This is a genomic window from Pararhizobium sp. A13, from assembly GCF_040126305.1.
GTDB lineage: Bacteria > Pseudomonadota > Alphaproteobacteria > Rhizobiales > Rhizobiaceae > Pararhizobium.
On the sequence record NZ_CP149510.1, the window covers coordinates 3972057 to 3998493 of the forward strand.

The window sequence follows — 26437 nt, forward strand, 5'->3', positions numbered from 1 at the left end:
GGCGGCCGGCGTACCGGTGCCGTTGTCTTGCGTTTGCCTCAGACAGCGAAACGCTCGATCACCTCGGCCAGGGAAACCTGCCCCAGGCAGGCACCCGACGCCGCGGGTCTTTCACCCTCCTCGATTGCCAGGGCATATTGCACCGCCGGTTCGGCTTCGATCCGGCTGCGCAGGGCGGCAAGCCTGGGATAGGCACTGCCGCCGAGCGCCTGGTGGAACTCCGCCCAGCGGGCCACACCAATCAGCGTGGTGTCCGCCAGCGTAAGGCGATCGCCGACAAGAAACGTCGTATCGCCGATCATCGCTTCGAGGTGGTCGTGACGCTGCTTGACGGCCCGGCGGCCGAAATCACGCAGGACCGTCAGCGTCTCCGGTTCGGCGCTTTCCATTTCGAAGGCTGCCCAGAGCGGCGTGAAGGCGGACGTGAAGCCGGTGTTCACGAAGGCCATCAACTGGTGCATCCGGTCTGCTTGCGGCGAGCGCGGATCGAAGCTGATACGGCGTGTCATGTCCCGCGCCTCCAGCCAGGCGGCGATGGCCATCGTTTCGGTCAGCACCCTGCCTTCACCGGTGATCAGCACCGGCGTTTCCTGACGGGCGTTGAGTCGGGCGTAGGCGTCGTTTTTCATCTCGGCAAGCATATCGACGCGGCAGAGGCGGTAGGGTTGGCCCACATGCTCAAAAGCAGCGACGAGCCCCATCGAGCTTCCCGCAGGGAAGCCGTAAAGGAGGATAGGTTCCATTTTCGTGTCTCGTTTCCTTGTTTAGGGTCACGCTGCGCAGCGATGGTTGACCCTAACCTCTGCCGGCCCCATGTAAATTACGCACTATTTTGTAACCAGGACCGCCTCATGAAAGACGTCGTCTCCAACTGCCCGATCGAAGAGGTCATGCGTGTGCTCAGCGGCCGCTGGCCGACGCTGCTGCTCTATTATCTGAAGGACGGCACGAAGCGCTTCAGCGATCTGAGGCGCGACAACCCGACGCTGTCGCACCGCATGCTGGCGCTGGAGTTGCGCAAGCTGGAGGTCGCGGGGATTGTCCGGCGCACCGCCTATGCCGGCTACCCGCTGCGTGTCGACTATGATCTGACGGCGTCCGGTCTCAGGCTTGTGCCGCTGATCGACGCGCTGGGCGACTGGTGGGCGGACAGGGAGGACGACCGGATCGATCTGGCCCGGGCACCGGTGCAGAAGCTCGGCACGGCCGCCTAGCCGGCCGGCGCTGACGTCGTTGACTACGCCGAAAATCTCCTCGAACGGGCCCGCCCTGTTCACAAGGCGCGGCTCGGCTTGGCCTCATGTCGGGTCCAGAGCAAACCTGCCGTAACGAATGCGTAGAGGATTGCGGCTGCGACGTAGAGAATGCGTGTCGCAAAGGATTCCGCCGCACTTCCCGGCAGCGGCGACACGCCGAGGCCGAACAGGATGAGGAACGTCGTCAGCGCGCCGGCGTATATCTTCGCGTCGCGCGACCGCGCGGCTGCGCGTCCGCCGAAGACGAGTGCGACGACAAGCACGATGACAAACATGAACAACAGGTTGGGGCGGACAGTCAAGACAGCATAGGCGACGGAGGCCACGATCCCACCGAACAGGTTGACGATGACGAGGCCAAGTGCTGCGCGGCCGCTTGAGACGATATCCAGCTGGCCCAGCAGCGATGCCACGGTGATCGGGATGACCATGGCGGCACCCAACTCATTGTTGGTGAGGCAGATCGCAACGGTCGAGAGCAGGATCGCCGCGTTGGCAAGCGCGCGCAGATAGGGATGTGCCTGCGCACTCCCCTGTTGCGGTTGAGGTGTTTCAACCGCTGTTTCCGGCACGATCGCATGCGCAAGCCATGTCAGGCCCGCGCCGGTCAGGACGCCGGTGACGAGGATGGACAGGATGGAATTCGCAAGTTCGATGTTGAGGACGCGAAGCAGTGGTACGATGATTGCCACCACCAGCACGAGGAAGCTGGCCGGCCCACCCTTGCCCAGCGCCTGCGCCAGGAAGGAGCAGAAATAGATCAGTCCAAGCAGCATGAGAAAGGTGAACGGCCGATCCTGGAACAAGCCTGTCAGGACCATGAAGAACGCACCGGCCACGAGGATCAGTACGGCCATTCCCACCGTCTTGCCAAGCGGCATGGGCCTGGAACTCGACAGCAAGAACTGGGCGCCAAACAGCGGCCCGAGAAACGGGATGATCGCCCCGAGCGCCACCGAAGCCGTGAAGCCGAACGAGACCGCAAGCGCAACCCGCATGCCCTTGCGCCACTGTTCGGCAACTGCCTCGGCATCCGCGTTACTGGGGCGTTCGTCAGCCGGCATAGGTCAGGACCGAAAGAACACGAATCCAGAAGTAGCCCCAGGCATTCGTCACGGGATTATCGCCGGTATAGATGACGACAGTCGCCTGCGATCCGTAGCGCACGCCCTTGGGATGAGGATCATCGAGGATCAGACGGACGGGGAAAAGCTGCGGCTCCCTGATCCAACCGCTGTCCTCCCGGATCGTCGGAAGGCCGGTGTTCGGGTCAGTGTTGCTCTGCGATACGCCGAGGCCGACGCTTTCGACCTTGGCTGAGAACAATTTCCCCGGCAAGGCGTCGAAAAGAACTTCCGCGGTGTTGTTGACTGCCACATTCTCGAGGCTGTTTTCCTTGAACGCCGCTGCGATCCAGACCGTCCCGATATCGATGAACGTCATCGCCGCCTGTCCGACGCTGACGACCTTGCCGATCGATAGCTGAAGGTTGGTGACGACACCCGTCGAGGGCGCGCGGACGGTGGTCCGCAAGAGATCGAGGTGAGCCCGCTCCAGCGCGGCCAGAGCCTCCCTGAGCTGCGGATTGTCATTGCCCGCCGGACCCAGCTCTTCCTGCGCTCTAACGAGTTCCGCCTCGGCCGCCTTGACCGATGCTTCGGCCTGATCGAACTCGGATTTCGCTTCGTCGTACTGCGCTTTTGCATAGACGCCGCGTTTCCACAGCGTATCAGCGCGCGCCGCGATATCGCTCAGATTGTCGCGGTTGGCCTTCGCCTCGACAAGCTGTGCCTGAACTGCATCGACGGTCGCCGTTGAAGCGCCGATGGTCTGGCCAACACGGGCAAGGGCCGCTTCCGCCTCGGCAACCGCGATCTGATAGCGGCTCGGATCGATCCGGAACAGGACCTGATCCGGCTCGACGCGGGAATTGTCCGTCACGTTGACCTCGACAACCCGTCCGGCCACTTCGGACGCGATGCCGACGACATAGGCCTGAACGAGGGCTTGGGAAGACGACGGCGTCCGTCGTTCCATGAAAATAGAAAGGACGAACAGGAAGGCCGCCACCAGGACGATGATCAGCGCCACCTTGCGCAGGGGATTGCCGGTTGGTTCAGCCGCTACGGGCTCGGTTGATTGCTCGTCGGACGCCACGTCGTTTTCCTTTGAACGGTGAAGAAGAGCTTGGCCCTGCGCAACGCCTGCCTCGGAATGACCGAGGATTGTCACGCGCCGGGAGCAGCCGTATCGCCAGAGTAGACCACGCGGGCGCCGTGGATGAACAGGGCGTGGATATTCTCCCAGAAATTACCTGACATTTCCCAACTCCCCCAAAATGGCACCAAGCCCGCCACTCAATCTGCTCGGCCAACGATGATATTATAAGGTAAAACATGAATTTAATATACGCGCCGTCCGCGAAGGCACGTTGAATTTTGGCCGCGTCCGTTTCCGCTGGTTGTACTTCTGTGCCGCCCTCGCGGTGAAAACAGAACCGACGTTCAAAACCTGCGCTGGGAGGCCGGCCTTCGTCGGAGCGCGCTCCACTTGCTGAACGGCGGTAGAGGACCGAGGTCGGGCGCGTTCGATCTACTCAACATCGGAACGCCGCTTCGCAAACACAGTCCGCAAAAAGGCACGGCAAGCCCAAAGCAAACGCTGTCCGCACATCGGATTTGGTGTAGACTGCCCGGATGAGTGAAGCTCAGTCTTTATTCGCAACGCTGCGCCAATCGGCAAAGCCGGACATTGTCGATGCCATCGAGCGACTCGTCCATGACGCGCCGGACCGCAAGCTCGGCCGTGTGAATGCCCTGGCGTTCGCCGCCAGCGAGGGGCTCGACGAGGAGCAGTCGATCAACGGGTTCCTGCATGCGTCGCGGCTCGGCCTGTTCGAGATGTCGTGGAACGTGCTTTGTCCCGGATGTGGTGGCGTGCTCGATGCCAATACCTCGCTCAAGACCGTGCAGAACGACGAATATACCTGTGCACTCTGCGCCGCCGGTTACGAGCCGACGCTCGACGAGATGGTCGAAGTGACCTTCACGGTCAATCCGCGCGTGCGCCACATCGAAGCCCATAATCCCCACGAACTGCCGCCGCTCGAGTATTTCCGCCAGATCTACTGGGGCTCGGGCATCGACATGCCCGAGGAAGATTACGAGACAAAGGTCGACGAGTTCATTCTCGAGGCGCTCGAACTGCCACCGGGCGAAAAGGCCGTCATCTCGCTGCAGTTGCCGGAGGGCTTCGTCATGGTCTTCGAACCGGTGACGCATGCGGCGCAGTTCATCGACGTGAAGGGCGAGCCGACGAAGGAACGAACCACCCTTTCGCTCGTCTTCGACCGCGGATTCCAGCACCGCGAAACGCTGGAGCTGCGGCCCGGCCCCGTGCGCATCATGGTGGAAAATCACACCGAGGTCCGCACCCTGCCGTCCGTGTGCCTGGCAAACGATGCGCTGCACGGCCTGCTCGGCCGCCGCCGCCCGTTTCTGACGGCGAAACGCCTGCTCACCAATCAGACGTTCCGCGACATCTACCGCACCGACACGATCGACGTGGACCAGCGGCTGAAGATCACCAGCCTCACCTTCCTCTTCACCGATCTGCGTGGCTCGACCGAACTCTACGAGCGCGTCGGCGATCTTGCGGCTTTCGATCTGGTGAAGACGCATTTCACCATCTTGCACGAGATTGTGAGCGCCGAGGCCGGTGCCGTCGTCAAGACGATCGGCGACGCCGTGATGGCCACCTTTCCGACGCCCGACCGGGCGGTTGCGGCAGCCATGCGGATGCGCGACGCGATGCGCCAGCTCAACGAGGAACGCGGCAGCGAGGACCTGCTTTTGAAAATCGGCATCCACGAAGGGCCATGCATTGCGGTAAGCCTGAACGAGCGACAGGACTATTTCGGCCAGACGGTGAACATAGCTTCTCGCGTCCAGCATCTCGCAACGTCCCGCGAGATCTTCGCCACCGGCTCCGTTCTGGACGATCCTCGCGCCTTCCACCTCCTGACGGAGTCCGGCGTGACGCCGATATCGCACAATGTGGCATTGCGCGGCATTACCGACCAGATCAACATTTTTACGATCCCGTGAGCGATCGAGGTCCGGCCACAGCATTTCGATAGCTGGCCGGCTCTCGCATGCCGTAGGCCGGTCTCGTAAACGCTGGAGCTCAGTCGCTGCCCAGGAGCATGTTGAACGTTTTCAGATCGACATTACCACCGCTCAACAGGACGCCTACGCGCTTGCCGGCACAGGCAATGGCCCCATGCATGACCGCCGCCGCGGCCAGACAGCCGGTCGGCTCTACAATGATCTTCATGCGCTCGGCGAAGAACCGCATGGTGTCGACCAGCTGCGCATCGGTAACCGTCACGATCTCATCGACCGTGCCTTTCAGGATGGCAAAGTTATGGACGCCGATGTGGGTGACGATCGCGCCGTCCGCGATGGATTTCGGCACCGGAATATGGACGATCTCACCTTTGCGCAATGATTGCTGACCGTCGTTACCTGCCTCCGGTTCGACGCCGACAATAGCGCAACCGGGTGACAACGCGGCGGCGCTCAGCGCGCTGCCGGCAAGCAAGCCGCCGCCTCCGAGGGGCACGACAAGCATATCGATCTCTCCAACCTCCTCGATCAGTTCGAGCGCGGCCGTGCCCTGTCCGGCAATCACATCCGGATGGTCATAAGGTGGAATGAGCGTCGCGCCGCGCTCGGCAGCAAGGCGGCGGCTTATTTCTTCGCGATCGTCCGTGTATCGGTCATAAAAAATGACCTCGGCACCGTAACCTTTGGTAGCCGCCACTTTAATCTCCGGCGCATCCTGCGGCATAACGATTGCGGCCGAAACACCCTGGAGCTTTGCGGCATAGGCGAGTGCCTGCGCGTGATTGCCGGACGAGTACGCAACGACGCCGTTTTGCCGTGCAGATGCGTCCAAGGCAGCGATCGCGTTATAAGCGCCACGGAATTTGAATGCGCCGCCCCGCTGCATATTTTCTGCTTTGAAGAAGAGGGTCGCCTGCGTCACCCCATCCGCGGTTCGCGATGTCAGGACGGGCGTGCGGTGCGCTGCACCGGAAATACGTATCTGCGCGGTCCGGACGTCGTCGAATGTCGGGATGCGTAACGAAATGGATGCCGATGAGTTGGTCATGTCAGTCTCCGCCAGATCATCGATACTATCGAGTTGAGAAGGCTGGAGTGCAAGGAGAACAGAAGCGGCAAAAGCGTCGCTTACCCGGACCGTGACAATATCCACCGCCCTTTTCCAGCATGGATCAAGCCCGATAAAGAGAACCGGCGAGCAGCCGCAACCGCACTCGCCATTTTTCCTGTCCATTCTCGCATTTTCGGGGTTCCGCTCCCTCACACATTTCCCTATAAGCCGCTTCTAGCCTGAAAAGACCAAGCATGCGCGCCCCGGCCGGTGATCTCCCACCCTGGCCGGTTTTTCGCGCAAGCTGAAAAGCGGATAGAGACCATGCCAAAGCGCCAAGACATCAAATCGATCCTCATCATCGGCGCGGGTCCGATCGTCATCGGCCAGGCTTGCGAATTCGACTATTCCGGCACGCAGGCCTGCAAGGCGCTGAAGGAAGAGGGCTACCGGGTCATCCTGGTCAACTCCAACCCGGCGACGATCATGACCGATCCGAACCTGGCCGATGCGACCTATGTCGAGCCGATCACGCCTGAGGTCGTCGCCAAGATCATCGCCAAGGAACGACCGGACGCGCTGCTTCCGACCATGGGCGGTCAGACGGCGCTGAACACCGCGCTGTCGCTGAAGCGGATGGGCGTTCTCGACCGCTACAATGTCGAGATGATCGGCGCCAAGCCCGCCGCGATCGACATGGCGGAAGACCGGGCGCTGTTTCGCGAGGCGATGAAGCGCATCGGCCTCGAAACGCCGAAGTCGATGCTCGCCAATGCCACCGAAATCAAGGATCACGATCGCAAGGTTCATGAGGCGGAACGCGCCAAGGTAAAGGCGCAGCTGACCGGCGCCGAACTCGACAAGGCGCTGGACGAACTCGAAAACCACTGGAACCTCGGCGAGACCGACCGCAAACAGCGCTATATGAGCCATGCGATGGCGGTGGCCGCGCAGGCGCTCGACGAGATCGGCCTGCCGACGATCATCCGACCCTCCTTCACCATGGGCGGCACCGGCGGCGGCATCGCCTACAACCGCTCGGAATTCTTCGAGATCGTCAATTCCGGCCTCGACGCCTCCCCCACGACCGAAGTTCTGATCGAGGAATCGGTGCTCGGCTGGAAGGAATACGAGATGGAAGTGGTCCGCGACACGGCGGACAACTGCATCATCATCTGCTCGATCGAGAACATCGACCCGATGGGCGTGCATACCGGCGATTCGATCACCGTCGCCCCAGCGCTCACGCTCACCGACAAAGAATACCAGATCATGCGCAACGCCTCGATCGCGGTGCTGCGCGAGATCGGTGTCGAAACCGGCGGCTCGAACGTGCAGTTCGCCGTCAATCCCGAGAATGGCCGCCTCGTCGTCATCGAGATGAACCCGCGCGTGTCGCGCTCCTCCGCACTCGCATCGAAGGCGACCGGCTTCCCGATCGCCAAGGTCGCAGCCAAGCTCGCCGTCGGCTATACGCTGGACGAACTCGACAACGACATCACCGGCGGCGCGACGCCGGCCTCGTTCGAGCCTTCGATCGACTATGTCGTCACCAAGATCCCGCGCTTCGCCTTCGAGAAATTCCCGGGCGCCGGCACGACGCTGACGACAGCGATGAAGTCGGTCGGCGAGGTCATGGCAATCGGCCGCACCTTTGCCGAATCGCTGCAGAAGGCGCTGCGAGGCCTGGAAACCGGGCTCACCGGCCTCGACGAAATCGAGATCCCCGGCCTCGAAAAAGACAATGGCGACAATCACAACGCCATCCGGGCTGCGATCGGCACGCCGACGCCGGACCGCTTGCGCATGGTCGCCCAGGCCCTGCGCATGGGCATGAGCGAGGCCGATGTGCATGACGGCTCGAAGATCGATCCGTGGTTCATCGCCCAGTTCAAGGCGATCATCGACATGGAAGCGCGCGTGCGCGAGCACGGCCTGCCGGAAGACGCAGAAAACCTGCGCATGCTGAAGGCCATGGGTTTCTCCGACGCGCGGCTGGCGACGCTTTCGGCCAAGCGGCCGAAGGAAGTCGCCGAAATGCGCAACAGGCTGAACGTGCGCCCGGTCTACAAGCGCATCGACACCTGCGCCGCCGAATTCGCCTCGCCGACGGCCTATATGTATTCGACCTACGAGACGCCCTTCAACGGTGCGGCCCGTTCCGAAGCACAGATTTCCGACCGCAAGAAGGTGGTCATCCTCGGCGGCGGTCCGAACCGCATCGGCCAGGGCATCGAGTTCGACTATTGCTGCTGTCATGCCGCCTTCGCGCTGAAGGACGCCGGCTATGAGGCGATCATGGTCAACTGCAACCCGGAAACAGTCTCGACCGATTACGACACCTCCGACCGGCTCTATTTCGAGCCGCTGACGGCCGAAGACGTGATCGAGATCATGCGTGCCGAGCAGGAAAACGGCACCCTGGTCGGCGTCATCGTTCAGTTCGGCGGCCAGACGCCGCTGAAGCTCGCAGAAGCACTGGAAAAGAACGGCATCCCCATCCTCGGCACCGCACCCGACATGATCGATCTTGCCGAAGACCGCGACCGGTTCCAGAAGCTCCTGCAGAAGCTCGACCTCAACCAGCCGAACAACGGCATCGCCTATTCGGTCGAACAGGCCCGCCTCGTCGCTTCGGAGATCGGCTTCCCGCTGGTCGTGCGCCCTTCGTATGTCCTCGGTGGCCGGGCCATGCAAATCATCCATTCGGAATCGATGCTGCAGACCTACCTGCTCGACACCGTGCCGGAACTGGTGCCGGAAGACATCAAGCAGCGCTACCCTAACGACAAGACAGGCCAGATCAACACGCTGCTCGGCAAGAACCCGCTTCTGTTCGACAGCTATCTGAACAATGCGGTCGAGGTGGACGTCGATGCGCTCTCAGACGGCGAGACGGTCTTCGTTTCCGGCATCATGGAGCATATCGAAGAGGCCGGCATCCACTCCGGCGACAGTGCCTGCTCGCTGCCGGTCTACACGCTGTCCGACGAGATTGTCGACGAACTGGAACGCCAGACCAAGGCGATGGCCAAGGCCCTCAAGGTCGGCGGCCTGATGAACGTGCAGTACGCCATCAAGGACGGCACGATCTACGTTCTCGAAGTTAACCCGCGCGCCTCGCGCACCGTGCCGTTCGTGGCGAAGACGATCGGCGCGCCGATCGCCAAGATCGCCGCCCGCATCATGGCCGGCGAAAAGCTCGATGACGCGATCGCCGCCTATGGCAAGAAGCCGGACCCGCGCAACCTGAAGCATATCGCCGTCAAGGAAGCCGTGTTCCCCTTCGCCCGCTTCCCCGGCGTCGACATCCTGCTCGGGCCGGAAATGCGCTCGACCGGCGAGGTCATCGGTCTCGACACGGATTTTGCCCTCGCCTTCGCCAAGGCACAGCTCGGCGCCGGCGTCGACCTGCCGCGTGAAGGCACGGTGTTCGTCTCGGTACGCGACGAGGACAAGGAGCGCGTCCTGCCCGCCATCCGTCACCTCACCGACATCGGCTTCAAGGTGCTGGCAACCGGCGGCACCGCCCGCTTCCTCGGCGAAAACGGCATCACAGCCACCAAGATCAACAAGGTCCAGGAAGGCCGTCCGCACATCGAGGACGCCATCCGCAACCGCCAGGTCCACCTCGTCATCAACACGACGGACAGCAACAAGGCGATCTCGGATTCGAAATCGCTGCGCCGCGCAACGCTGATGCAGAAGGTGCCCTATTACACGACCATGGCCGGCGCCGAAGCCGCAGCCCGTGCGATCAAGGCGCTGAAGGCCGGAAGCCTCGAGGTGCGGACACTGCAGAGCTATTTCCAGGATTGATGGTTTGTGCGGCGCCTGCGGGCGCCGCTTCTCTATCCCCCGTCTCAGAACTGGGCTTGCCTGCGCGCAAGGGTTCCCGTCCTCATTCCGAAGAAGACCGACACCGCCGCGATCCCACATCCGGTGACGAAGACGACGAGCATCGCCTGGCGGATCGTTTCGGCCGATGCTGCTTCGCCAAAACCCATGACATTGGCGATGAGACCGAAAAAGGCGGCGCCGATGGCATAGCCGGCCGATTGAAGGGTCGGTAGCATGGCCGAGGTCCGGTCGCGTTCGGTATCGGTGGACACATCCATCATCAACTGGCTGAGCGTGCCCCATGAGGTGCCGAACCCGGCACCGATCAGCACCTGTCCCGGCAGGACCAGCCAGAGCCTGCCCGAGTCGATCGCGGCCATGACCGCCGCCAGACCTGCGAGAAGCAGAACCGGCCCCGCCAGCATGATCCGGTTGCGCAGCGCAAGGGATGGCAGGCTGGCAACGACGATCGCGGTGAGGCTCCAGGAGATCGCCATCACGGCGCTCAAGGCGCCGGCCGCGGTCGGTCCGAGCTGCCATAGGTGCTGCAGGCTATAGACGAGGAAGACCGACCCGGCCGCCTGGGCAAGCGGCATCAGCAGGATGACCCACAGGCCCGTGCCCAATGCTTTGCGCACGGTGAAGGCAGCCTTCGGCAGCACCGGGTTCGCCGAGCGGCGGTCGAGATAGACGACGGCCATGAGAACGATCGCGGCGCCGGCCAGCAGCAAAGCCATCGGCGCCGTGCTGCCAACCGCGCCGGAAAGCGAGATCATCAGGATGCCGAAGCCAGCCGCGGCCAATCGTGCGAACGGGATGGACGGCGCCTTCTGCAGACCTGAGACACCGTGTGGAACGATGCACAACACCAAAAGAATGAAGATGGCAGCCACCGGAATGCTGACGAAAAAAGCGGCGCGCCAGGAGAAATGCTCCGTCAGGCCACCGGCAACCAGCGGTCCGGAGAATGCGGCCAGTGCCCAGACGATCGCTTCGGCGCCGAACACTTTCGGCACGAGACGCGGCGGAAAGAGCTCAGGGATGAGCGCATAGCAGAGCGCGGCGACAATGCCCTCGCCCGCCCCTTGCAGGAGGCGCCCGGCAAGAACCTGCGTCATGTCGGTGGCCAAAGTTGCGGACACGGTGCCGGCGATGAAGATGGTTGCAGACACAAGAAGCGTGGTTCGCGCTCCGAACCGCTGCTTCAGATTGGCGGCCGCCATGCCGCCAATGATGGCGAAGACGAGATAGAGGGTGAAAGCCCAGGACAGGAGAGCGGCGCCGCCGAGATCCTCGACAGCCGTCGGCAGCGCCGTCGAGATGAAGAATTCATTGAAGGCGAAGAGGGCCACGCCGAGGCAAAGCGTGATCGTCGATATCAAATAGCGCGGCCGCAGAAGTTCAGCCCATCCGGCTGAGAATTCAACAGGCGGAGCAGCCATCTGCTCTTCGATGTAAGGGATGTCATCGGTCGTCATGCTTCCGTCTCCAGCAAAGAAGCATGACTGTTACAACCTCAAGTGCAGTTGAGGTAAAGCTCTATTTGCGAGCGGCGGCAATTTTTTGCCGCTTGCGGGCGGACCGATCAATATCCGCCGATGATCGGCAGGATCTCGTGTCCTCGTTTCACGGCGCGATGTCCCTGCGCCGCTGCTCCTGGCTTTCGGTAGCCTGCGCGCGCGACAACCCCGCTTTGATGATCGATTGTGTCTCGTCGTCGGCGATCTGCTGGATCGCGAAGCCGTCATCGGGCTCGATGCCCGGATCCTCCTCGTGATCGGATACGGTTTCGCTATCCTCTGCGAGGCTCTCGAGGAACGCCCTACCCTCTGCGGTCGCGGCGATGAACGCCGTCAGCGCAATGAAGAGTTTTCGGTGCGCGTTGAGCCTGCCTTCAAGATGTTCCGGTGATGGGTGTGGCATGGTCCGATCCTTGTCTTGCAGAACCAACGATCATACCTCGATATTGTTCCCCCTTGGCCGGCTTCGCAGCAAGATATGCCTTTCCGGGCGTGCACCCTCCTCCGAATAATCTGGCTTTTTCACTCCGCTTTCTGCTATAAGCGTCGTTCAAATGTTTCTGACGGTTCCGGAGTTAACGCTCCGGTGACCGTTTTCTTTTGCGCCGAACCCGCCTTTTGAGGGCTCAGTGCGGACTATGAAGGACAGTGAAATGGTCGATAAAGTGCCGATGACTCAGAGCGGGTTCGTCAAGCTGCAGGAAGAGCTGCGCTGGCGTCAGCAGGAAGAGCGCCCGCGGATCATCGAAGCTATTTCCGAAGCGCGCGCCCATGGCGACCTTTCGGAAAATGCGGAGTATCATGCTGCCAAGGAAGCCCAGAGCCACAATGAAGGCCGCATCGGCGAACTCGAGGATTACGTCGCGCGCGCCGAAGTCATCGACCTGTCGAAGATGTCCGGCTCGAAGATCAAGTTCGGCGCGACCGTGAAGCTGGTCGACGAGGATACCGAAGAAAACAAGACCTACCAGATCGTCGGCGACCAGGAAGCCGACGTGAAGCAGGGCCGCATCTCCATTTCCTCGCCCATTGCCCGCGCGCTGATCGGCAAGGAAGTCGGCGATTCGATCGAAGTCGTCGCTCCCGGCGGCTCGAAAGCCTACGAAATCCTCGCGATCAACTGGGGCTGATCCCCGGCATATTGCACTGAAAGCCCGGACGGCCCGTAAAGCTGCCTTCCGGGCTTTTTCTGTTACTGCATTTTCCTTAAATCGGAATCGATTTAAGGAAAATTATGCAGCAGATCAAAGCGTTACAGCGTCCTTTGCGCGTCTGAAAGACGCGCGGCGCTGTAGCAGACGAACAAGGGCACGCAAGCGTGGAAGACATCAGCGCCGTCGAGATCATCGCACCGAATTTCAAGCGCCGCCTTTCCGGCGTCACCTCGACGATCATCCAGCTTGTTCCGATACAGCGCGCGCTCGGCCAGAAGGTGGCAACGCTCGGCCCCGGCTTGCCGGCTGATTTGCCGCATATCGGCTATTCCGCGTTGCTTCGGCTGTGGGGTCGGCCGAAAAACCGGGCGCTGCGGGTCTGGCATGCGCGCCGCAATGTCGAAATGCTGCCAGCGATCGTGCTGCGCGATATCCTGCGAATGAAGCTCAAGATCGTCTTCACCTCCGCCTCGCAGCGCAAACATTCGGGCTGGAGCAAGTTCCTGATCCGCCGGATGGACGCGGTGATCGCCACCAGCAACCGCACCGCCGCCTATCTCGAGGTCCCGAGCACAACGATCATGCACGGCATCGACACGCAGCGTTTTTTTCCCGGCAAGGACAAGGCCGCGGTGAAGGCCGTGCTCGGCCTGCCCGCTGACAAGAAGATCGCCGGCTGTTTCGGCCGGGTGCGCCATCAGAAGGGTACGGATCTCTTCGTCGACAGCATGATCGGCCTGCTGCCGCAACGGCCGGACTGGATCGCCATCGTTGCCGGTCGCGCCACGCCAACGCATGTTTCGTTCGAAAATGAGCTGAAGGAAAAGGTCAAGCGGGCCGGTCTCGCTGACCGCATCCTCTTCGTCGGCGAGCATACCAATATTCCGGATTGGTACCGGGCGCTCGACCTGTTCATCGCCCCGCAGCGCTGGGAAGGTTTCGGGCTGACGCCGCTTGAAGCGATGGCGACAAAGGTTCCCGTCGTGGCGGCCGATGTCGGCGCCTTCCCGGAATTGCTGGTGACCGGTGCGGAGGAAACCGGCATCCTCATTCCGGCAAACGCGCTGACGGAAATGTTGGAGGCCGCCGCCGTGTTCATGGACAATCCCGAACGGGCGCGGCTGGCCGGCGAACGCGGGCTCGCCCGCGCCACCGCGACGTTCAGCATTCAGGGCGAAGCGTCGAGTATCGGCGCCATCTACGAGGCGCTTCTGACCGATACGGTTTGCGGTTGATCGCCTCAAAACCTTCCTGCGCTGCCGGCCCGTCATCCGCCCTATTGGGAACCTTCCCCCCGTCAGACCGGGAGAAGGAACAAGCGGCAAACTCCGGGCAAATCCCCTCTCACCGCTTGTGGGGAGAGGGAGAGGGCTAGGGTGATGGGCATTGGCCATACCATAACGGGGCCATTCAACCGGAAACCGTAATAAATCTAAGGCTTGCGCTTGAACAGTTCGAGATAGGCGTTGGCGACCGCCTCCTCGGAAAACTGCCCCATCAGGGTCTCGTGGCCGCCCAAGGCGACGCGATCGGCGAGATGTCTGTCGTTGATCAATCGTTCGATCGCCCGGCTGAAACCCTCGGTATCGCCGATATCGACGAGAAGGCCGTTTTCACCGTCACGCATGAACCAGGTCGGTCCCTCCGAACGGCTGGAAACGACCGGCTTCTGCTGTGCCCAGGCTTCGAGAATGACGTTGCCGAGCGGCTCATGGCTCGACGGCATGACGAAGATATCGGCGGCCGCCACGTAAGGGCGCGTATCCTTCTGCCAGCCGAGGAACCGCACGCGGTCGGTGACGCCGAGATCGGCGGCGAGTTTGCGGACATTCTCCATCTCCTCGCCATCGCCGGCAAGCCAGAGATAGACGCCCGGCAGCTTCGCCACCGCTTCCGTCAGCAGCGCAAAACCCTTGCGCGGCACAAAGCGGCCCATCGACATGACGACCGGCGCGTTTTCCGGCGTATCGACGCTTTTGCGGTCGATCGGCTTGACCCGCTCGGTATTGGTGAAGTTGGATATCACCTCCACACCGCGCTTCCAGCCGATCCTGCGCACATGTTCGCCGATCCCCGGTGTGTTGCAGACGAGCACGTCGGTGTTCTTGAAATAGCTGAGATTGGTCGGGTAGTCGCCGAGCCGCGAGATCTTGATGCAGCCCTTGTAATTCGGCATCAGGCGGCTTGCCCGGGTTGCCCAGGAAAACAGCGCATCCGGCCTTTCGCGGCGCGCCAGGTGCTTGACTTTCAAAGGCAGCAGGATGCGGTCCGGCGACAGGTTGCGAAAATTACTTTCGATCAGCCGGGCATGCGGCTCGATGTCCTTGCGCCACAGGCGGTTCGGACGGATGACGGCGGTCTGCTCGACGCCGCGCCGGGCAAGCGCATTGACGAGGTGGACGAAGAAGCGCTCGGCGCCGCCGTCCTTGCCGAAGTGATAGTGCATAACCTTCATGCCGTCCTCATTTGCCGCGCCGTGCGCGCTCCATGTCGTCGAAATTCGGCCGGCGCTTGAGCGCATGCCGCTGGTAGATCTTTGCCGCCGTCAGAAAGGCGTACATGCCTCCGGTCGCCGCCTCGATGAAGCCGGGAAAACCGCAGCGCCAAAGGCCGTTGCGGAAATAGAGCCGCAGGAAATAGAGCGGCGGGCTGAGGATCATCTTGTAGGCGCGCGGCGGCTTGCCGGCCGTAAACTGCTGGTCGGCCTTCAGCGTCGAATATTTGTTTTCCTTGAGGATCTGTTCGTCGATAACAAGCGGCCGGTAGTGCAAGAGGCTTCCGGTCGCCGCCGCCTCGACCTTGCCGTCCGGCACGATGCCTTCGTGGACCTTTTGGGAAAGATCGTAGGCGCCCCTTCCCTTGCGGATCAGCCGCAGGTTCTTGCGCTCGCGCACCTTGTCCGGCGTATAGCCGTAGCCGATCAGATAGGGTCGACGGGCAACACGCCAACCGACTGTATCCTCCGGCGCCTCAAGAAGCGACGGGAGCAAAGCCTGCAAGGGTTGGTCCAGCCGCTCGTCGGCGTCGATGTTCAGGCACCACGGCTCTCCGCACTGGTCGAGTGCGAACTGCTTCTGTCCGGCATAGCCGCGCCAGGCTTCGAACAGGAAACGGATCGGCCAGCCCTTGTCGATATAGGACTGCACCAGCACCGCCGTGCCATCCGTGGAGCCGGAATCGACGATGACGATTTCCGCGCAGGCTCCCAGGCTTTCGATGCAATTGCCGAGATAGGCTTCCTCGTTCAGGCAGATGATGAATGCGGAAATCGGAAGCTTCGATGGCATGGAGGAGTGCCCTTCAGGCCGCGCGGCCGAAATGGGAGGTCTTGCGGTTATTGCTCAGCATGACGTAGCCGCGGCTCTTCAAGTTGGAAACCAGCGCCGCGATCGCATCCTCGCCGACGATGTGCGGGTGCAGTTCGACGATGATGTCGGCGACGTTTTTCAGGTCGACAGCCAGCAGCTGGATTTCGGCGCCCTCGACGTCCATGATCAATGCAGCAGGATCGTGCTTTGCAAGAACGTCGGAGAGAGCCTCGCTTTCGACCACGATCTGCTTGTCGTCGCGCTTGCGATCGTAGAGGCTGGAGGAGATGATATTGTCACTCTTGAAGAAGGCGATCGGTGCGCCGTCGATGGTGACTGCGCGCATGGTAAGGTTCGGCGTCATGCCGTTCAGGCCGAAATTCCGCCGGATTGTCTGCTCGAGATCGGGATTGGCCTCATAGCAGAAGACATTGGCTTCGCCGCAGATGCGGGCGGCAACCAGGCTGACGAAGCCGATGCCGGTGCCGATTTCAAGCGTGCGCATGCCGGGTTTCAGAATCTTGCCGATCAGGTCGCGCTCGGTGTCTTCGTAGACTTCGCGAAAGATCAGTTCCCGGACGTTTTCAGGAATATGACCGACGGTCGTGTCGATCGCAACTCCGCCCAGCCGGACGGTGCGCACGTTGAACATATACCGGAAGCTCTTGCGCAGCGATCGCAGCAGTCTTTTCAAAACACCTGATCCTATCGTGATAACCGGAGACACCCACACGGAAGCGACCTAGATCTCTATGAGAGCAACATCCTTGACCTGCCGGATGGTCAGCATCGTGCGCACGGTATCCACATTCTCCGTGGCCGTTAGCTCCTCAATAACGAAATCCTGAAACGCTGCAAGGTTTTCGGCCACGCACTGCAGGAGAAAATCGGATTCGCCCGAGACCATCCAGGCCTCGCGCACCAGCGGCCAATTGGCCGTCTGCTTGGCAAAGGCCTTGAGATTGGCATCCGACTGGTGCTTGAGGCCGACCATGCAGAAGGCAACCAAGTCATAGCCGAGTGCCGGAGCATTCAGCAGCGCGCGATAGCCGCGGATGATGCCGGCCTCCTCCAGCTTGCGCACACGCCGCAGACACGGCGGCGCCGATATGCCGACCCGCTCAGCCAGCTCGACATTGGTCATCCGGCCGTCGTTCTGAAGCTCGCGCAGAATCTTCATATCGATTGCATCAAGTTCGACGCGCATCACCATGGTTGAGCTTCCCGTTTCTGTTCGATCGGCCGCTTGCGGGCCGCTTCCTGTTATTGCCCGCGGTACTTCAAAAGCCGCGCCGGGCTGCCAACGTAAATTCCATAGGGTTCGGTCTTGCCTTTGACCACGGCGTTTGCACCGATGACGCAGCCTTTGGCGATATGCGAGCCGCCCAAGATCTTCGCGCCGGCACCGATCCAGACATCGTCCTCGATCACGATGGGCTTGGCGACGACACCCTGCATCGTAATGGCTTGGGAGACGTCGTCATAACGGTGATCGAAGGAAACGATGACGACATGGGCGGCGATGCGGACATCATTGCCGATCCTTATGCCGCCGAGACCATAAAGGATACTATAGGGATTGATCGACACGTTCGAACCGATTTCGACCGTGCCCTTCTGCGCGTCGATGAAGCCGCCTCTATGGATCTTGAACCGGTCGCCGATCACCACCCGCCCGCGGTAGGCATCGATGATGGCGCCCTGCTTGATCCGGGCCTTGCGGCCGACACGCAGATATCCGGGCAGCACAAGCCCGCGAAGGAGACAGTAATAATGCGAAAGCGATCCGATGCGCACGGCCGCTAAACCTCCGCACGAGGGTCGGCAGACCAGACCGAGTGCATGAAGCCGCGCTCGATCAACTGTTCCGGCGATGAATATTTCAGCGTATTTTCATAGACGAAATCGAGTTCGCCGCTGGCGGCCACCGTGTCGAGGACGCGCTGATACTCGCGCGCGCCGCCGAAATACTGCTTGTCTTCCACGGCCTGACGGGTTTTCTCGTGATAATCGGCAAAGAACTTGAAATGCAGCAGCACACCGGAGATCGGCGAGAAATTGCGGTCGAAGGGCAGCGGCTGATGGATGCTGACGCCGAAGCTGCAATCGTCGTCCCAGTACATCAGCGGATATTTCATCATCTCGGCTTCGGCCGCAAACTTGCGCCGCCGCGGACCGCCGGCAAGGCTGAGGAAACGCTTGGTCTTCTCGATGACGTAGCCGCTGCCGTCAACGCAATCGGCAACGTCCCAGGGCATGGCATCCGTCGAACCGTCGAAGGCAAAGGCGCTCACCTTTCCGCCGGGATACATGTCGATCATCGGCGCTGCGAACCGGCGTACGCCGAGGCTTTCTAGCCGGGCGATCAACTCCGGCAGCGGCCGTTCGAAACAGCGATCGTAGACGAGGTACTCATCGGCGTCGATGTTGAGATACCAGCGGTTCTTGCCGTAGCGGGCAAACAGGGCTTCGCGCCACAGCTTGCCGCGCCTTGCCTCGCGATAGCGCACACCCGAGGTCCAGACGTCGACGTCGGGCTCGGCGCAGAGCAACTCGCGCGTACCATCCGTCGATTGATCGTCGACGCAGATGAAGCGGGTCACGCCCAGCCGGCGATAGTGCGCAAGCAGCGAGCGCATGAACTTGAGATCGTTATGTGCCAGGAAAAGCAGCGGAACATCCGCGCTCCGCAACGGCCGGAAGGTGGCCGGCGACAAAAGCGACAGCGGCACCGCTTCGGTTTTGCTCTTTCGCCGGGATGCGACACGACGGCTGTCGAGCCAGGTCCCGAACCGGTGAAAGAGCGTGCGGCCGTAGTCGAAATCGCCGGGATTGCGAAACGGATATGGGGATTGCCGCTTGTTCACTGCCAGTTCTGTCCGATCGGCCGTTGTCATAAGTCTTTCCGGTAACACGTATTAGGATTAAAAAACGAGAGCGTCTGTGCATGCCATGCACAAAAACCTCGCCAAACCGGGGCAACCGGGCAACACATCTGTGTGTATCAACGGCACTGCCCTTGAAACAGGGCCGCGGGAATCCCTAGACTAAGAGGCAATTTCTCACCATATGACGAAGTCGGGGCGAAACTATACCGTCCCTGCGATCGAAGGACCCGGCTCATGACTGCCCGACACACCAAAGTTCTCATCATCGGCTCAGGCCCGGCTGGTTACACCGCCGCCATCTATTCGGCGCGCGCAATGCTCAATCCGGTTCTGATCGCCGGCATGGAACAGGGTGGCCAGTTGATGATCACCACCGATGTCGAGAACTATCCGGGTTATGCCGATCCAGTCCAGGGGCCGTGGATGATGGAGCAGATGCTGAAGCAGGCCCAACATGTCGGCGCCGAGATCGTCAATGATCTCGTCACCAGCGTCGATGTCTCGGTGCGGCCGTTCAAGCTCGCGACCGACAGCGGCACCGACTGGACGGCCGACGTCCTGATCATCGCCACCGGCGCCAAGGCCAAATGGCTCGGCATCGAGAGCGAGGCCACCTTCCAGGGTTTCGGCGTTTCGGCCTGCGCCACCTGCGACGGCTTCTTCTATCGCAACAAGGACGTGATCGTCGTCGGCGGGGGCAACTCGGCCGTCGAGGAGGCGCTCTATCTTGCAAACCTTGCCAAGACCGTGACGATCATTCACCGGCGCGACAGCTTCCGCTCGGAAAAAATCCTGCAGGAACGGCTTTTCGCCAAGGAAAACATCAAGGTGATCTGGGATCACGAGGTTGTCGAATATCTCGGCAGCCCGGCCAAGCCACCGATGCCGGCTTCGGTCAACGGCGTCAAGCTGCGCAACACCCGTACCGGCGAGACGAGCGAAATGCCCATCGACGGCGTCTTCGTCGCGATCGGCCATGCGCCGGCGGTCGAGCTCTTCAAGGACAAGCTGCGCCTGAAGCCGAACGGCTATCTTTGGACGGCCGCCGATTCGACCGCCACTGACGTGCCCGGCGTCTACGCGGCCGGCGACGTGACGGACGACATCTATCGCCAGGCGGTCACGGCCGCCGGAATGGGCTGCATGGCGGCGCTCGAAGCGGAAAAATATCTGGCGGGCCATATGCCCGTCGCAATTGCGGCCGAATAGAAGCCGCAAACAATTGGAGCGGGAATCCTCGCTCCTGAGTGGGAACAGACAATCAGCTCTCTGGCGGGAAACAACGAGGCCGTTTTCCGCCACGAGCCTTTATGGGGGGCTCCATGCCGCTAGACTGGGACAAACTGCGCATTTTCCATGCGGCGGCGGAAGCGGGATCTTTCACCCATGCGGCCGACAAGCTGCATCTCTCCCAATCGGCCATCAGCCGCCAGGTGAGCTCGCTCGAGCAGGATGTCGGCATCAAGCTGTTCCATCGCCATGCCCGCGGCCTGATCCTCACCGAACAGGGCGAAATCCTCTATCGCACCGCCCACGAAGTGCTGATGAAGCTCGAAAGCGTCAAGGTCCAGCTGACCGAGACCACCGACAAGCCGAGCGGCAAGCTGCGCATCACCACCACCGTCGGTCTCGGCCAAGGCTGGCTCACCGACAAGGTGCAGGAATTCCTGTCGCTCTATCCGGAAATGCAGGTGCAGCTGATCCTCGACAACGAGGAGCTGGACGTCAACATGCGCCATGCCGACTGCGCCATCCGGCTGCGCCAGCCACAGCAATCGGACCTCATCCAGCGCAAGCTCTTCACCGTGCATATGCATGTCTATGCCGCGCCGTCCTACATCAACAAATACGGCGAGCCGCAGTCGATCGACGATCTCGACAATCACCGCATCATCACCTTCGGCGAGCCTGCGCCGAACTACCTGCTCGACGTCAACTGGCTGGAGATCGCCGGGCGCGACTCGGACAATCCCCGCCCCTCGCATCTGCAGATCAACAGCCAGACCTCGATCAAGCGCGCCTGCCTGCTCGGCATCGGCATCGCCATGATGCCCGACTATATCGTCGGCCGCGATCCCGGCCTCATTCAACTGCCGATCGGCGCCGACATTCCGTCCTTCGACACCTATTTCTGCTATCCGGACGAGATGAAGAACGCGGCAAAGCTGAAAGTCTTCCGCGATTTCATTGTCGCAAAGGCGCGCAACTGGAATTTCTAGAGCCGCCTTCGCAGTTGCACAAAAAATGTTCTCTACATTCCTTCTAGACAAACTACTGTTTTAACTCGTTTTTTGCCAGCGCCTTAATAACCTCAACGGCATAAGCGATTTAAATCGCTTGAAAAATTAGCAGGGCTGCGTCCGGCACATGGCTGTCATGCATATTAAATGATTGAAGTTCGCCCAAAAAACCATCATATCGACTGCAGCTGATGCAGTTTGGTGGCTTTTTTCCTCCCAGTGCCACCGCAGCAGCTGTTCCCCTCTGGAGGTTTAATTACCTTCATAACTATAAAGGGCCCAAGTTTTCTTGTGGCCCTCTTTTTTTGCCTTGATTTCAGGCACATCCCTAAAGTTGCAATTTTTCCTCGGCGCTGCGGGTTGAAATCCGGAAACCACTTTCCCATATCCAATCCAGCTGATGCAGATGGTGGTCTTTTTTCCTCCCAGTGCCACCGCAGCAGCTGTTCCCCTCTGGAGGTTTTTGACCTTCACACCTAAAGGGCCCGGTTTCTCCAGTGGCCCTCTTTTTTTGCCCAGAATTTCCCCTTCACAGAGTCGTGACTTGAATATCGGAAAATTCCGATCTACATATCGGAATATCGAGATTTAGCGATACAGAGCCGATCGATGGACAGGGACGAAATCCTGAAAGCACTGGCACATCCCAAACGGATCGACATGCTGGGCTGGATGAAGGAACCGGAAGCGCATTTTTCCGACCAGCATCATCCGCTGGACATGGGCATCTGCGCCAGCCAGTTCGAGCGCTGCGGTCTTTCGCAGTCGACCGTCTCCGGCCATCTGGCGATCCTGCAGCGCGCAGGTCTCGTGACCACCAAACGCGTTGGCCAGTGGATTTTCTACAAACGGAACGAGGAGACCATCCAGGCGTTCCTGAAAGACATTGGCAACACGCTCTGACGGCGATCCGCCCGCCAGCCCTTATCCTCCCAGGATGACTAACCCCGCAACAAACGAAAAGGACTTCCCATGACTTCCCTCTTCGACCCGATCAAGATCGGCAACATCGAGCTTGCTAACCGCATCGTGATGGCGCCGCTGACGCGCAACCGCTCCCCGGGCGCCGTTCCGAACACGCTGAACGTCACCTACTACGAACAGCGCGCCACCGCCGGCCTCTTGATCACCGAAGCGACTGCGATCACCCATCAGGGCCAGGGTTATGCCGACGTCCCCGGCCTCTACAGCAAGGAAGCACTGGACGGGTGGAGGCAAGTAACTACCGCGGTGCACAAGGCTGGCGGCAAGATCGTCGTGCAGATGTGGCATGTCGGCCGGATCTCCCACACCTCGCTGCAGCCGAACGGCGGCAAGCCGGTGTCGGCCTCGGCCATCCAGGCAAAATCGAAGACCTATCTGATCAACGAAGACGGCACGGGCACGTTCGCCGAGACCTCCGAGCCCCGCGCGCTCGAGCTCGCCGAAATTCCGGGCATCCTCGAAGACTACCGCAAGGCGGCCCGTGCGGCCATCGAAGCCGGTTTCGACGGCGTCGAGATCCATGCGGCCAATGGCTACCTCATAGACCAGTTCCTGCGTTCCGGCTCGAACGTGCGCACCGACCAGTATGGCGGACCGATCGAGAACCGTGCCCGCTTCCTGTTCGAAGTTGTCGACGTCATTGCCAAGGAAATCGGCGAAGGCCGCACCGGCATCCGCATTTCGCCGGTGACGCCCGCCAATGACTCGTCCGATCCGGACGCGCAGACGCTCTTCACCTACGTCGTTGAAGGTCTCGCGAAATACAAACTCGCCTATATCCACATCATCGAAGGTGCGACCGGCGGCCCGCGCGATTTCCAGCAGGGTGACAAGCCGTTCGACTACAAGGCGTTGTGCCAGGCCTATGAAAAGGCGGGCGGCGAAGCCGCATGGATGACCAACAACGGCTACGACCGCGAACTCGCCATTGAGGCCGTCGAGCAGGGCAAGACCGACCTCGTCGCCTTCGGCAAGCCGTTCATCGCCAATCCGGACCTGGTGCAGCGCCTGAAGGACAAAGCGCCGCTCAACACGCCGGACCAGGCTACCTTCTACGGCGGCGGCGCCAAGGGCTATACGGACTATCCGCTGCTTGAACAAAAGGTCGCGTGAGCCTTCACCCTCCCCTTGAGGGGGAGGGTCTGCACGCAGTGCCGGGGTGGGGTGACCCACGGTGCTCACCTCACGATCACCCCCACCCGCCGCCTCGCTGCGACCTCCCCCCTCAAGGGGGAGGTGGGAACGCCCTCGCCGAGCGTTCCACGGCATGATTCATCGAGGATGGCTGTGATGCGGGCCGATCCCGCATGTCGCCGAAATTGCGGCGGCGGAACTCGCCAATTGCGCCTGGGCAGTCGGCAATTCGGCATGATTTACCGGCTGTACAACGCTGTCATCCCGGCCTAGAGCTTCGGCAAACTGCTGGAGAAACCTGATGCACCTGCGCGACGCCGAAGACGCCGATCTGCCCGCAATCCGAGACATCTACAACGATGCCGTGCTGAACACGACGGCGATCTGGAACGACACGCAGGTGGACCTGGAAAACCGCGCCACTTGGCTGGCCGCGCGCCGGCGGCTTGGGTATCCGGTACTGGTGGCGGTCGCCGACGATGGCACGATCGCGGGCTATGCCTCCTTCGGCGACTGGCGGGCCTTCGACGGCTATCGTCACACGGTCGAGCATTCGGTCTATGTCGAGAAGAACCAGCGCGGCGGCGGCATTGGCAAAATGCTGATGCTGGCCCTGATCGACCGCGCAGCCGCCTGCGGCAAACATGTGATGGTCGCCGGCATCGAGGCGAACAACGAAGCCTCGATCCGGCTGCACGAGAAACTCGGCTTCGAGATCACCGGCCAGATGAAGGAGGTCGGCACCAAGTTCGGCCGGTGGCTGGACCTGACCTTCATGCAACTGACGTTGCCGGACCACAGATAGACCATCTCCCGATTCTGCCGCATCGGTGCTATCAAGGGCCGTCGAGATGTTTGGCGGACGGGTCCCTGAGCGGATGAGGCACAAAAGACGGCGGCATGATCGGGCGAGGCTTGCGGCACCATTAACCGCAATCTTCAGCATCGTCACGATCTCAAGCCCGCCCGTCGCCTTTGCCCAATCGGAATGGCGCTCGCCACCCTGCGTTTACTCCGCGACAACAGCAGATACAACGCTCTGCGTTCGCGCCCACAGCTATAACCGCGACATCTGCACCGCGCTTGGGCATTTCGCCAAGACGAATGCCTTGCCGCCCGATTTCTTCGCGCGGCTGATCTGGAAGGAAAGCCTGTTCCTGCCGGATGCCGTCAGCCCGAAGGGGGCCGAGGGCATCGCGCAATTCATCCCCTCGACGGCGAAGCTGCGCGGTCTTTCCAACAGCTTCGATGCCCTGGAAGCCCTGGGGAAATCGGCCGAATATCTCGATGACCTGCGCGACCGCTTCGGCAATCTCGGCCTTGCCGCCGCCGCCTACAATGCCGGTGAAAGCGGGCTGGAGACATTTCTGCGCACCGGCAACCTGCCTCATGAGACGCGTGCCTATGTGCTCGCCATCACCGCCCATCCGGTGGAGGAATGGAAGGACAATCCGCCGGCGACGCTCGATCTCAGGCTCGACAAGGACAAGCCGTTCTACGACGCCTGCACCGCCCTTGCCGACAAGCGCCGCCTCAAGGAAGTGGTGTTCGAGGAAGAAGGCACCTGGGCGCCCTGGGGCGCGCAACTTTCGGCACATTTCCAGAAATCCGTGGCCCAGCGGCTGTTCCTCGCCACGATCAAGCGCATGCCATCGCCGCTCAATGCGGAAAAGCCGCTGATCCTACGGGAGCGCAACCGGGCCTTCGGCAACCGGCTGCGCTATGCGGCCCGCATCGGTCGCGAGACAAGACGCGAGGCCGATGCGGTCTGCTCCGAAATCCGCAAGGGCGGCGGCGCCTGCATCGTGTTCAAGAACTGAGGCCTTACCCGGCCGCTTCAACAGACCCTGGCTTGCGCGGCGCCGGCAAAACCCGCTGCTGGACCAGCTGCTCCGGCGGCAGGGAGCCGAGCGCCGCAAGAGTCGCGCGGACCGCCTCGTCGATGGGGGTCCATGGCTCGGCGCCGATCACAGCGACCAGCCGGTCGTTCGGCATGCGCAACGGCTCCTGCCAGACATAGCGCATCTCCCGCAGTTCCTTCAACAAGGGCACGAAGGGCGCGAGGAACGGCATCGCCCACCACGGAAAGGCCCTGACCTTGAGGCGCGGATTGCCGGTGGCGCGGCGGATGGCAGCGACCATCTTCGTGCCATCGTCGTCCCAGAAACCCTGCATGTGATAGACCGCAAAGGCGGGCAGCGTTTCGCGGCGATCGACCAGCCGCGCCATCGTTTCGGCGACATCCGGCAGATAGGCCCATTGATGGCCGATGCCCTTCCTGCCGGGGTAGGTGACGGAGGTGATCGGCTTGCCGGCGGTGATGAGCCCCTGCGAGAACCAGCTGTTAGCCGCAACCGGGCCGAAGAAATCCCCGGCCCTGACCACGATCACGCGGACGCCGTCCTCTGACGCAGCCTGCAGGCGCCGCTCCATCAAGGCGCGGATCTTGCCCTTGGCCGTCACCGGGTTCTGCGGTGACTTTTCGTGCAGCAGCGGGAACGCGTCGGGGCCGAAATTGTAGATGGTGCCCGGCAGAAGCACCGTCGCGCCGGTGACCCTCGCGGCCGCAATCGTACTGTCGATCATCGGCAGCACCAGCGTACCCCAGTTGCGGTAACCGGGCGGGTTGACGGCATGGACGATGAGGCTTGCGCCCTCTGCAGCAGCGAGCACATCGGCGGCATCCATCGCATCGCCCTGCACCCATTCGAAGTCCGGGCTCCTTACCGCGGCCTTGGCTGCATCGCGATTGAGGGCGCGTATCGTCCAGCCGCGGGCCTTGAGGGTTCGGGCAACCGCACCGCCGATGCCGCCGGTGGCGCCGAGGATGAGGGCAATCGGTCTTGCTTTGCTGGTCATGTTTCGTCTCCTTGTCGATGAGACGATCCTGATCGCAAACGTGGCTAAACGGAATTGCCGAAATTTCTTTATCTGA

The 26437-nt window shown here is 61.5% G+C and carries 24 protein-coding genes; 11 read left to right on the forward strand and 13 right to left on the reverse strand.

Annotation, left to right across the window (positions count from 1 at the left end):
* Positions 1 to 38 precede the first annotated feature (38 nt).
* On the reverse strand, positions 39 to 743 hold the full coding sequence (locus tag WI754_RS19425; protein ID WP_349435072.1) for a glutathione S-transferase family protein: 705 nt from the start codon (positions 741 to 743) through the stop codon (positions 39 to 41).
* 108 nt (positions 744 to 851) lie between these two features.
* On the opposite strand from WI754_RS19425, the gene WI754_RS19430 reads away from it, so the two are divergent.
* A complete protein-coding gene (locus tag WI754_RS19430; protein WP_349435073.1) occupies positions 852 to 1214 on the forward strand; it encodes a helix-turn-helix domain-containing protein in 363 nt (120 codons plus the stop codon).
* A 59-nt stretch (positions 1215 to 1273) separates the two neighbouring features.
* Here WI754_RS19430 and WI754_RS19435 read toward each other — a convergent pair whose 3' ends face one another.
* Together WI754_RS19435 and WI754_RS19440 are read right to left on the reverse strand one after the other, a co-directional pair.
* The gene (locus tag WI754_RS19435) at positions 1274 to 2320 is read right to left on the reverse strand and encodes a DUF2955 domain-containing protein (RefSeq protein ID WP_349435074.1); all 1047 of its coding nucleotides are present in this window, start codon (positions 2318 to 2320) and stop codon (positions 1274 to 1276) included.
* Entirely contained in the window at positions 2310 to 3413 is a 1104-nt protein-coding gene (locus WI754_RS19440; protein WP_349435075.1) for an HlyD family secretion protein, read from the reverse strand. Before WI754_RS19440 ends, WI754_RS19435 begins: the two co-directional genes overlap by 11 nt.
* Before the next feature lie 539 nt (positions 3414 to 3952).
* On the opposite strand from WI754_RS19440, the gene WI754_RS19445 reads away from it, so the two are divergent.
* Positions 3953 to 5362 (forward strand): adenylate/guanylate cyclase domain-containing protein, encoded by a 1410-nt coding sequence (locus tag WI754_RS19445; protein WP_349435076.1) that lies wholly within the window; start codon positions 3953 to 3955, stop codon positions 5360 to 5362.
* A gap of 79 nt (positions 5363 to 5441) precedes the next feature.
* On the opposite strand, the gene WI754_RS19450 is transcribed toward WI754_RS19445, so the two are convergent.
* Positions 5442 to 6431, reverse strand: coding sequence for a threo-3-hydroxy-L-aspartate ammonia-lyase (locus WI754_RS19450; RefSeq protein ID WP_349437878.1), 990 nt, complete (start codon positions 6429 to 6431; stop codon positions 5442 to 5444).
* A 327-nt stretch (positions 6432 to 6758) separates the two neighbouring features.
* Between WI754_RS19450 and carB the strand changes: the two genes are divergently transcribed.
* Positions 6759 to 10253 (forward strand): carbamoyl-phosphate synthase large subunit, encoded by a 3495-nt coding sequence (gene carB, locus WI754_RS19455; protein ID WP_349435077.1) that lies wholly within the window; start codon positions 6759 to 6761, stop codon positions 10251 to 10253.
* Positions 10254 to 10297: 44 nt separating this feature from the next.
* Here carB and WI754_RS19460 read toward each other — a convergent pair whose 3' ends face one another.
* Together WI754_RS19460 and WI754_RS19465 are read right to left on the reverse strand one after the other, a co-directional pair.
* The gene (locus WI754_RS19460) at positions 10298 to 11716 is read right to left on the reverse strand and encodes an MFS transporter (protein WP_349437879.1); all 1419 of its coding nucleotides are present in this window, start codon (positions 11714 to 11716) and stop codon (positions 10298 to 10300) included.
* 184 nt (positions 11717 to 11900) lie between these two features.
* On the reverse strand, positions 11901 to 12197 hold the full coding sequence (locus WI754_RS19465; RefSeq protein ID WP_349435078.1) for a hypothetical protein: 297 nt from the start codon (positions 12195 to 12197) through the stop codon (positions 11901 to 11903).
* A gap of 250 nt (positions 12198 to 12447) precedes the next feature.
* On the opposite strand from WI754_RS19465, the gene greA reads away from it, so the two are divergent.
* Positions 12448 to 12924: a transcription elongation factor GreA gene (gene greA / locus WI754_RS19470; protein WP_113004174.1), complete on the forward strand. Its 477-nt coding sequence runs from the start codon at positions 12448 to 12450 to the stop codon at positions 12922 to 12924.
* Positions 12925 to 13112: 188 nt separating this feature from the next.
* Positions 13113 to 14183, forward strand: a complete 1071-nt coding sequence (locus WI754_RS19475) for a glycosyltransferase family 4 protein (protein ID WP_349435079.1) — start codon at positions 13113 to 13115, stop codon at positions 14181 to 14183.
* A 197-nt stretch (positions 14184 to 14380) separates the two neighbouring features.
* Here WI754_RS19475 and WI754_RS19480 read toward each other — a convergent pair whose 3' ends face one another.
* Genes WI754_RS19480 through WI754_RS19505 form a run of 6 tightly spaced genes read right to left on the reverse strand, consistent with a single transcriptional unit; the run spans position 14381 to position 19153 of the window.
* Positions 14381 to 15403, reverse strand: coding sequence for a glycosyltransferase (locus WI754_RS19480; RefSeq protein WP_349435080.1), 1023 nt, complete (start codon positions 15401 to 15403; stop codon positions 14381 to 14383).
* A gap of 7 nt (positions 15404 to 15410) precedes the next feature.
* Positions 15411 to 16235: a glycosyltransferase family 2 protein gene (locus tag WI754_RS19485; RefSeq protein WP_349435081.1), complete on the reverse strand. Its 825-nt coding sequence runs from the start codon at positions 16233 to 16235 to the stop codon at positions 15411 to 15413.
* 13 nt (positions 16236 to 16248) lie between these two features.
* On the reverse strand, positions 16249 to 16950 hold the full coding sequence (locus WI754_RS19490) for an FkbM family methyltransferase (protein ID WP_349435082.1): 702 nt from the start codon (positions 16948 to 16950) through the stop codon (positions 16249 to 16251).
* 48 nt (positions 16951 to 16998) lie between these two features.
* Positions 16999 to 17469, reverse strand: a complete 471-nt coding sequence (locus WI754_RS19495; protein ID WP_081921208.1) for an Lrp/AsnC family transcriptional regulator — start codon at positions 17467 to 17469, stop codon at positions 16999 to 17001.
* 50 nt (positions 17470 to 17519) lie between these two features.
* Positions 17520 to 18053: an acyltransferase gene (locus tag WI754_RS19500; protein WP_349435083.1), complete on the reverse strand. Its 534-nt coding sequence runs from the start codon at positions 18051 to 18053 to the stop codon at positions 17520 to 17522.
* A gap of 5 nt (positions 18054 to 18058) precedes the next feature.
* The gene (locus tag WI754_RS19505) at positions 18059 to 19153 is read right to left on the reverse strand and encodes a glycosyltransferase family 2 protein (protein WP_349435084.1); all 1095 of its coding nucleotides are present in this window, start codon (positions 19151 to 19153) and stop codon (positions 18059 to 18061) included.
* 225 nt (positions 19154 to 19378) lie between these two features.
* On the opposite strand from WI754_RS19505, the gene trxB reads away from it, so the two are divergent.
* The 6 genes from trxB (at position 19379) to WI754_RS19535 (ending at position 25322) form a co-directional block, all read left to right on the forward strand.
* The gene (gene trxB / locus WI754_RS19510) at positions 19379 to 20353 is read left to right on the forward strand and encodes a thioredoxin-disulfide reductase (RefSeq protein WP_349435085.1); all 975 of its coding nucleotides are present in this window, start codon (positions 19379 to 19381) and stop codon (positions 20351 to 20353) included.
* A 113-nt stretch (positions 20354 to 20466) separates the two neighbouring features.
* Positions 20467 to 21363, forward strand: a complete 897-nt coding sequence (locus WI754_RS19515; RefSeq protein WP_349435086.1) for a LysR family transcriptional regulator VtlR — start codon at positions 20467 to 20469, stop codon at positions 21361 to 21363.
* Positions 21364 to 21993: 630 nt separating this feature from the next.
* Positions 21994 to 22287 carry a metalloregulator ArsR/SmtB family transcription factor gene (locus tag WI754_RS19520; protein ID WP_349435087.1) on the forward strand — a complete coding sequence of 98 codons (294 nt, stop codon included), beginning with the start codon at positions 21994 to 21996 and terminating at the stop codon, positions 22285 to 22287.
* Positions 22288 to 22356: 69 nt separating this feature from the next.
* Complete coding sequence (locus tag WI754_RS19525) at positions 22357 to 23481, forward strand: alkene reductase (RefSeq protein ID WP_349435088.1); 1125 nt, start codon at positions 22357 to 22359, stop codon at positions 23479 to 23481.
* 322 nt (positions 23482 to 23803) lie between these two features.
* Positions 23804 to 24307, forward strand: a complete 504-nt coding sequence (locus WI754_RS19530) for an N-acetyltransferase family protein (protein ID WP_349435089.1) — start codon at positions 23804 to 23806, stop codon at positions 24305 to 24307.
* 73 nt (positions 24308 to 24380) lie between these two features.
* On the forward strand, positions 24381 to 25322 hold the full coding sequence (locus WI754_RS19535; RefSeq protein WP_349435090.1) for a lytic transglycosylase domain-containing protein: 942 nt from the start codon (positions 24381 to 24383) through the stop codon (positions 25320 to 25322).
* 4 nt (positions 25323 to 25326) lie between these two features.
* Here the strand turns inward: WI754_RS19535 and WI754_RS19540 are convergent, their stop codons facing one another.
* The gene (locus WI754_RS19540) at positions 25327 to 26361 is read right to left on the reverse strand and encodes an NAD(P)H-binding protein (RefSeq protein WP_349435091.1); all 1035 of its coding nucleotides are present in this window, start codon (positions 26359 to 26361) and stop codon (positions 25327 to 25329) included.
* Between the last annotated feature and the right edge of the window lie 76 nt (positions 26362 to 26437).